This is a genomic window from Lysobacter zhanggongensis (assembly GCF_046638635.1).
In the GTDB taxonomy this organism is placed as follows: domain Bacteria; phylum Pseudomonadota; class Gammaproteobacteria; order Xanthomonadales; family Xanthomonadaceae; genus Novilysobacter; species Novilysobacter luteus.
In genome coordinates this window covers 1-8279 of the sequence record NZ_JBJXHK010000087.1, presented here as the reverse complement: position 1 = coordinate 8279, position 8279 = coordinate 1, and the positions used below count along the sequence as shown (strand labels likewise).

The window sequence follows — 8279 nt, the reverse complement described above, 5'->3', positions numbered from 1 at the left end:
GGCGCCGCTGCCGACCCCCGCGCCGCGACCGGCTCCGCGTGCCCGTGCACGGGATTTCACCGTGCAGGGCGTCGACAACCTGCTGGTCCAGCTCGCGCGCTGCTGCCAGCCACTGCCGGGCGAACCGATCGCCGGCTACCTCACGCGCGGCCGCGGCGTGACCGTGCACCGGGCCGACTGCGCTGCGTTCCGCCGCCTCGTCGCCAACCAGCCGCAGCGCTCGTTGCCGGTGGAGTGGGGCGTCGATGCCACCGCCTACGAGGTCGACGTCGAGGTCATGGCCGTCGACCGCAAGTGGCTGCTGAAGGAGATCACCAACGTCATCGCCCAGGCCAACGTGCACGTCGCCGGCATCCGCAGCGACGCCGGCCGCAGCGGCGCACGCGTGCGCTTCAGGATGCGCCTGCGCGTTTCCGACTACGGACAACTGTCGGCGCTGCTCGGCAAGCTGGCCGCGCTCCCAGGGGTGGAACAGGCGCGGCGGACGTGAGGCTCAGGACTCGCGCAGGAGGACGCGGCGTACGGTTCCCCGGGCGCTGTCGGCGGAGAAATGCCTCGCGACGTTCCGGCGCCCGTTTTCGGCCAGACGCTCCCACAACACGCGGCCCTGGTAGAGGTCGATGACCGCTTCGGCGAACGCGCCGGGCGTGTCGGCAATGCGCACATCGACCCCGTCGTGAAGGTGCATGCCCTCGACAGCGCAACCGGTCGCGACCACCGGAATCCCGTGTGCCATCGCCTGGTTCACCTTGCCCTTGACGCCAGCGCCGTATCGCAAGGGCGCTACTGACAGCCGCACGCTCTGCAGGAACGGCGACAGGTCAGGAACGTGTCCGTGCACAACGACGTCGCGCTCTTCAGCGAGCCGCTGGACACGTTCCGGCGCATCTCCACCGATGCAATGGAAAACCACGCCGGGTGCGCGCTCCCTGACCATCGGCCACACCGAGTCGACGAACCAGCAAACCGCATCGACATTCGGCGGGTGTCGGAAACCTCCAACAAAGAGGATGTCCGCGCGTTCGTTGAAGTCCCGGCCGCCTGGCACCGGCTCATGCAGGTTCGAGATGATCTCCACGGCCGCGTCAGGTACTTCTGTTCGGAGTAATTCGCGTTCGACCTCGCTGACAACCAGCGTCACGTCACTCCGGGCCACGATGTCCAGTTCGAGGGTTCGGGTGGTGCGGGCCGTGCGTTCCGCGGCCGCATCGCCCGAGACCTCGGCAGCCCGCTGCTCACGCAGGTAATGCAGGTCGACGGTATCGAACACGAGGCGTGCCTGCGGTGCGTAGCGGCGGACAAGTGGCAACATTTCCCGGGCGACATAGTGTCGACACACCATTACCGTGTCGAAGCGGGGGCCATGAGTACGCAGCCAGCCGGGCATGCCTCCCAGGAATCGGCCGCACCAAGTCTCGACGCCCAGTTGCTGCAGCGCCTGGATGCAGTGTTCCGAGTCATTGGCAGGAACAAATACGACATGAGCCCCTTCCTCGATGAGGAGCCGCATCAGATTCACCAGTCGTAGCGAGCCCGAATCACGGTCCGGCTGTGGCACCAGTGCATCGATGATGAGGATGGTTCGGGCGTAGAGACGATCGGTGATGCCCGCGGCTGGCGCATTGTGGTCCGGGTGGCGCGCCAAGGCAGACGCCCAGCGATCCTTGAACTTTCGCTGGTTGATCAACTGGTAGGACTTGATACCGACGCGCACGTCGGTGCCCGTCGTCGCGCCTTCGGTGTGGACAACGCGTGCAGCTGGATTGCACAGGACCAGCCGGCCAAGGGCGATCACCCGCATGCACAGGTCGGTGTCCTCATAGAACGCGGGCGAGTACTCGCTATCGAAGCCACCGGTTTCCCGCCACACCGCGGCCGGGAGCACGAACGCCGCCCCGGAGCAGTAGTCAACTCGCCGGACATGGTTGAACGACGGGTGGCCAGGCGCTTCGAGGTGTCCCAACTTGTCGGCGCTGCCATCGCGGAACACCACCCCCCCGGCTTCCTGCAGGCGGCCGTCGGGGTAGAGCAGTTGTGCGCCCACCAGGCCCGCGCGCGGATGTTCGGCAAAGGTCGCCAGCAACGCGTCGAGCCAGCCGGGCTGCGGCACGGTGTCGTTGTTGAGGAAGACCAGGTACTCGCCCTTCGCCGCGGCGGCGCCGTCGTTGCACGCGGCGATGAAGCCGCCGTTGCTTTCGCGCTGCAGCGTGCGCAGGCCATCGATCCTGGGCAGCGCATCGCGCGTTGCGTCGCTGGAGCCATCGTCCACGACGATGATCTCCACGGCGGCCGCCGGGGGATGCTCGGCCAGCGCGCGCAGGCATTCCAGCGTGTGGTCGAACTGGTTGAACACCGGGATGACGATGCTCGCCACCGGCGTGGTGCTGCCGGGCACCGCGAACGGGACGAACGGACCGCCTTCCGGCCGGTACAGCGCGACCCGCTGCGCCTGCGGGACGCGCCTGAACTGCTTGAGCACACGCGCCAACGAGGCGCGCCATCCGCGCGTGCGCAGGCTGGCCAGCCCACGGCGCACCAGTCCGGTTCCGCGATTGATCAGGAACCGCAGGTGGGTCGCGGACATCGGCATGCAGTACGGGCTCCGGCAGGGGGCGGCAATGGTGGGCTGAACTCGCGCCGAATCCGCCCGCGGGGCGCGACAGTGCCTCATGCCCGCTGCGTTAGACTCGGCCGGACGAGGGCCTTGCCCTGCCATTCTCCCACGCCGTGGCCCGAACCGATTACGAAGAACACGACGACAGCGACGCAGGTCACGGCGATGGTCCGAACTGGCGACGACGCCTGGTCACCTGGGTGCTGGCGGCGATCGGGCTGGGCCTCGGGTTCCTGATTCCCTATTCGCTGTACCTCAACCACGAGGTCGGCGAGCGCTTCGACCAGTTGCGCTGGCAGCTGCCGACCCGCGTCTATGGCCGGCCGCTGGAGCTGGCGCCGGGGCTGGCGCTGGACAAGCGGACGCTCACCACCGAACTCGATGCCGCCGGTTACCACCCCGGCGACGGCGTGCGGCCGGGGACGTATTCGACCGAGGGCGGGCGCTGGCTGATCTCCAGCCGCGGTTTCAACGACGTCGACGGGCCCGTGGCCCCACGCCGGGTCGCGGTGACGCTGTCGGGCGGCAAGGTCTCGGGCGTGCGTGACGTCGCCAGCGAGAAGTCGCTCAAGGCGGCCCGGCTGGACCCCGCCCGCATCGCGACCCTGTACGGGCAGAAGCAGGAAGAGCGCCGGCTGGTGCAGCTCGAGGAAGTCCCGGAGCTGCTGGTCACCGGCCTGCAGGCGGTCGAGGACCGCGATTTCGCGCACCACCACGGGCTCGACCTGAGCGGCATCATGCGCGCCGCGTGGGTGAACCTGAAGGCCGGCGAGACCCGCCAGGGCGCCAGCACGCTGACCCAGCAGCTCGCCCGCAGCGGCCTGCTTGGCATCGGTGCCGAGCAGACCTGGACGCGCAAGTTCAACGAGGCGATCTACGCCCTGCTGATCGAGGCCCGCTACGACAAGCAGACCATCCTCGAGACGTACTTCAACCAGGTCTACCTGGGCCAGCGCGGCGCGCAGGCGATCCACGGCGTGGCAGCGGCCTCGGAGTTCTGGTTCGGCCGCGACCTGTCCGACATCAGTACCGAGCAGATCGCCCTGCTGGTCGGCATCGTGCGCGGGCCTTCCTATTACGACCCGCGCCGCCACCCGGAGCGCGCGACCGAGCGACGCAATTTCGTGCTCGGCGAGATGCACGAGACCGGCCTGATCGACGACGCCGAATACGAGCGCGCCCTCAAGGCGCCGCTGGGCGTCACCGGCCAGCCGGGCCACTCGGCCAACCGCTTCCCCGCCTACGTCGACCTGGTCCGGCGGCAACTGGCCACCGACTACCCGGCCGACGCGCTCGTCGGTGCGGGCCTGAGCGTGATGTCGGGCATGTCGCCATCGGCCCAGGCCTATGCCGAGGGCGCGGTCACCAGCACGCTGGAAAGCCTGGACAGCAAGAACCGGCCCGACTTGCAGGCGGGTCTGGTGCTGACCGACGTACACAACGGCGACGTGCTGGCCGTGGTCGGCAGCGGCACGCCGTCGCAGCCTGGCTTCAACCGCGCCATCGACGCCTTGCGACCGGTCGGGTCGCTGCTCAAGCCGTTCGTTTATCTGCTCGCGCTGGCGCAGCCGGACCGCTGGTCGCTGGCCAGCTGGGTCGACGACTCGCCGGTGACCGTCGCGCTTGGCAACGGCAAGGAGTGGAGCCCCGGCAACTCCGACGGGCGCAGCCACGGCACCGTCCGGCTGATCGATGCGCTTGCGCGGTCCTACAACCAGGCCACGGTGCGGGTCGGCATGCAGGTCGATGCACGCCGCATCGCCGACCTGATCCGTACGCTGGCGGGGATCGAGGCCAAGCCCAACCCGGCACTGATCCTGGGCTCGGTCGACCAGAGCCCGTATGCGATGGCGCAGCTGTACCAGTTCCTCGCATCCGGCGGCGAGATCCAGCCGCTGCACGCGGTGCGCGGCGTGCTGGACGCCGACGGCCGCGCGCTCAACCGGTATGACACCGAACCCGCGCCCGCCCAGGAAGGCGATGCCATCGCGGCCCGGCTGATCACCCTGGCGCTGCAGCACACCGTCTCCAGCGGCACGGCACGGCAACTGGTGTCCGACGGGCTCGGCCGGCTCGGCGCGGCCGGCAAGACCGGTACCAGCAACGACAGCCGCGACAGCTGGTTCGCCGGCTATACCGGCGACCACCTGGCCGTGGTCTGGGTCGGCAACGACCAGAACGAGCCGACCGGTCTGTACGGCTCGACCGGTGGCATGCGGGTCTGGTCCAGCGTCTTCAAGCGTTTGCCCAGCGCACCGCTGGAGGTCAGCGACGACGGCCTCGACTGGCAGTGGGTGGTCGGGTCGCACGCCACTGACGCAGGCTGCGCCGGTGCGCGCCGGTTCGCCTTCGTGGCGGGTTTCGCGCCGGCGTTCCAGTCGTGCCAGCCGCCGGAGCCGGTCTACCAGGAGGAGGAGCGCCGCAGCTGGCGCGACTGGTTCGGCTTCGGCCGCGACGACGACGCGCGCGAGGCGGAACCGCAACCGAGCCCGCAACCGGTGGAGGTCCCGTGACCCCGCGGCTGGCTGCACTGTCATTGGCCGTGGTGGTGGCGTCGGGCTGTGCAAGCGCTCCGTCGGAGCCCGAATTGCCCGCGTTCGATGCCGCCGCCGCACTCGCGGCGATCGAGCAGGCCGGCGCCGCGGCGACGGAAGAGCTGGTCGTGCGCCCGCTTGGCAATCCGCAGGTGCAGGACTTGCGCGCCGACGCCGATAACCTGCGTCGGCAGGGCCAGGCCGCCGAGGCGGCCCAGCGGCTCGACCAGGCGCTCGCCATCAGCCCGGCCGATCCGGCGTTGCTGCAGGAGCGCGCGGAGGTCGCACTGCTGCTGGGCGACCTCGACCTTGCCGAACGACTTGCCCGGCAGGCCGCCGGGTTGGGTGCCGGAGTCGGCCCTCTGTGTCGCCGCCATTGGGAAACGGTGGCCCAGGTCGCGCAGGCCCGCGCGCCCGCACGCATCGATCCCGCGACTGGCGCAGCCGTCGTCGCCGCCACGGTCACCGACGCCCGCAGCGCGCGCGACGCCTGCACCGTCACCCCGCCCCCGCGTTACTGAGATGGGTGAGGCAGGCAGCCGACTCGGCACCGCCAGCCACGCGGCGCTGAGCGAGGGCGGCGACCTGGCGCGCAACATCGCCGCGTTCGCGCCGCGTTCCGCGCAGCAGGACCTTGCCGCCGCCATCGCCGGCGCCTTCGATCGCCGGGGCGTGCTGCTGGCCGAAGCCGGCACCGGTACCGGCAAGACGTTCGCCTACCTGGTGCCGGCGATCCTGTCGGGATTGAAGACGATCATCTCCACCGGCACCCGCGCGCTGCAGGACCAGCTGTACCACCGCGACCTGCCGCGCGTGCGCGATGCGCTCGGCATCGGCGTCAAGACGGCACTGCTGAAGGGCCGGGCCAACTACCTGTGCCATTACCGCCTGGAGCAGGCGAAGGGCGAGGGGCGTTTCCACAGCCGCGAGATGGCCGGGCAGTTCCAGCGCATCGTCGCCTGGGCCGGGCGCACCCGCATGGGCGACCTGGCCGAACTGGAAGCGCTGCCGGACGACTCGCCGCTGCTGCCGATGGTCACTTCCACCGCCGACAACTGTCTGGGCAGCGAGTGTCCGTTCTTCAACGAGTGCTTCGTCGTGCAGGCACGCCAGCGCGCGCAGGCGGCCGACGTGGTGGTGGTCAACCACCACCTGCTGCTGGCCGACCTGGCCCTGAAGCAGGAAGGGTTTGGCGAGATCCTGCCCGGGGCGCAGGCCTTCGTGATCGACGAGGCGCACCAGCTGCCCGAACTGGCCGCGCAGTTTTTCGGCGAGGCACTGAGCGCGCGGCCGCTGGTCGAGCTGGCACGCGATGCGCTGGCCGAGTGCAAGCAGGCGCCCGGCGCGCTGGCGGTGCTGCAGGAACCGACCCGCGCGCTCGAACAGGCCGTTCGCGGCCTGCGCGCGGCGATGGACGAGTTGCCGGTCCGTGGCACCCGCCGACGGGCAGCCGAGGACGGCAACGCGGAAGCCGCGCTGGACGGCCTGCTGGACGCGTTGCGGACCTTGCACGCGGCGTTGCTGCCGCTGCGCGAGGCGGCACCCGGCTTCGACAGCTGCACCGCACGGGCGAAGGAGTTCGAACAACGCCTGCTTCGCTGGCGCGACGCGGATGGCGACGATGCCGATTACGTCGATACCGATGCCGACCCGGACACGACTTCCGTAGCGACCGACGGGACCACGGATGAGGACGGGTCGCCCCCCGACGACCGCGGCCCCCTGGCCAGCGACGACGATGCCAGCGTGCTCTGGTACGAACTCACCGCCCGCGGGTTCCGGCTGAGCCGCACCCCGCTCGATGTCGCCGGCCCGCTGGCCAGGCACCGCGCGCGCTCGCAGGCGGCGTGGGTGTTCACCTCGGCCACCCTCGCGATCGGTGGGCGTTTCGAACATTTCGCGATCAAGCTCGGCCTCAAGGAGCCGGAGACCCTGCTCGCACCGAGCCCGTTCGACTGGCCGCGCCAGGCGCTGTGCTACCTGCCGCGCGGATTGCCCGAGCCGTCGGCGCGCCATTACACCGCGTCGATCATCGACGCGGTCCGGCCCGTGCTGGCGGCGTCGGCCGGGCGTGCCTTCGTGCTGTTCGCCTCGCACCGCGCACTGCGCGAGGCGGCCGCGCTGCTGCGCGACCCGGCGGACCCGGCGCCGTGGCCATTGTTCGTGCAGGGCGAGGCGCCGCGGCCGGTGCTGCTCGAGCGCTTCCGCGCGTCCGGCAATGGCGTCCTGCTCGGCGCGGCGAGCTTCCGGGAAGGCGTGGACGTCGCCGGCGATGCGCTCAGCGTGGTCGTCATCGACAAGCTGCCGTTCGGTGCGCCGGACGACCCGGTATTCGAAGCGAGGCTGGAAGCGATCCGGCGCAGTGGCGGCAACCCGTTCCGCGATGAGCAGTTGCCGCAGGCGGTGATCGCGCTCAAGCAGGGCGCCGGCCGGTTGATCCGCAGCGAGTCCGATCGCGGCGTGCTGGTGTTGTGCGATCCCCGCCTGGTGGGCAAGAGCTACGGGCGGGTGTTCATGGACTCGCTGCCGCCGCTGCCCAGGACGCGCCAGCTCGAGGATGTCGAGGCGTTCTTTGCACCAGAATCGGCCGTCGCGCCGGCACCGGAGATGCCATGAAACTGCTTGCGTTCGAACTGGCGACCGAGGCCTGCTCGGTCGCGCTATGGGATGACGGTGAGGTGCGGGAGCGCTTCGAGGTCGCGCCCCGCCGCCATGCCGAACTCGCGCTGCCGTGGGCGGACGCCCTGCTGGCCGAGGCCGGCTTGGCGAAATCGCAACTGGACGTCATCGCCATCGGCCGTGGACCGGGCGCCTTCACCGGCGTGCGGCTGGCCATCGCGGTCGGGCAGGGCATCGCCCTCGCCCTGGACCGGCCGATGGTTGCGGTATCGACCCTGGCGGCCTTGGCATGGCAGGCCGGCGAGGGGCTGGTGCTGGCCAGCATCGACGCGCGCATGGGCGAGGTGTACGCCGGGGCCTATCGGCGCGAAGGAGACGCGCAGACGCTGCTCGCGGCGGAAAGCGTCGGTCCGCCGGAGGCGGTCGAGCTGCCCGGCGGGGCCAATGGCTGGCATGCCGTCGGAACCGGGCTGGCGGCCTGCGACGGTGCGCTCCAGTCGCGCCTGGCCCGG

Annotated in this window: 6 protein-coding genes; 5 read left to right on the top strand and 1 reads right to left on the bottom strand. The window is 70.5% G+C overall.

Annotation, left to right across the window (positions count from 1 at the left end; all coding sequences use genetic code 11):
• On the top strand, positions 1–490 hold a 490-nt coding region (locus ACKVMH_RS11550), incomplete at its 5' end, for an ACT domain-containing protein (protein ID WP_412700398.1).
• Positions 491–493: 3 nt separating this feature from the next.
• On the opposite strand, the gene ACKVMH_RS11545 is transcribed toward ACKVMH_RS11550, so the two are convergent.
• Complete coding sequence (locus ACKVMH_RS11545; RefSeq protein ID WP_412700397.1) at positions 494–2590, bottom strand: glycosyltransferase; 2097 nt, start codon at positions 2588–2590, stop codon at positions 494–496.
• 137 nt (positions 2591–2727) lie between these two features.
• Here ACKVMH_RS11545 and mrcB point away from each other — a divergent pair, with 137 nt between their 5' ends.
• From mrcB to tsaB, 4 genes are all read left to right on the top strand, one after another.
• Complete coding sequence (gene mrcB / locus ACKVMH_RS11540; protein WP_412700396.1) at positions 2728–5127, top strand: penicillin-binding protein 1B; 2400 nt, start codon at positions 2728–2730, stop codon at positions 5125–5127.
• Positions 5124–5669, top strand: a complete 546-nt coding sequence (locus tag ACKVMH_RS11535) for a hypothetical protein (RefSeq protein ID WP_412700395.1) — start codon at positions 5124–5126, stop codon at positions 5667–5669. The genes mrcB and ACKVMH_RS11535 overlap by 4 nt, the downstream gene beginning before the upstream one ends.
• 1 nt (position 5670) lies before the next feature.
• On the top strand, positions 5671–7764 hold the full coding sequence (locus tag ACKVMH_RS11530) for an ATP-dependent DNA helicase (RefSeq protein ID WP_412700394.1): 2094 nt from the start codon (positions 5671–5673) through the stop codon (positions 7762–7764).
• Positions 7761–8279, top strand: a 519-nt coding sequence (gene tsaB / locus ACKVMH_RS11525; RefSeq protein ID WP_412700393.1) for a tRNA (adenosine(37)-N6)-threonylcarbamoyltransferase complex dimerization subunit type 1 TsaB, incomplete at its 3' end; no start/stop codon positions are given. The genes ACKVMH_RS11530 and tsaB, both read left to right, overlap by 4 nt.

What these genes read in the sequence shown, in the direction of transcription:
- ACKVMH_RS11545 (WP_412700397.1), bottom strand. Translation starts at nt 2,590, where the DNA reads ATGCCGATGTCCGCGACCCACCTGCGGTTCCTGATCAATCGCGGAACC.
- ACKVMH_RS11530 (WP_412700394.1), top strand. Translation starts at nt 5,671, where the DNA reads ATGGGTGAGGCAGGCAGCCGACTCGGCACCGCCAGCCACGCGGCGCTG.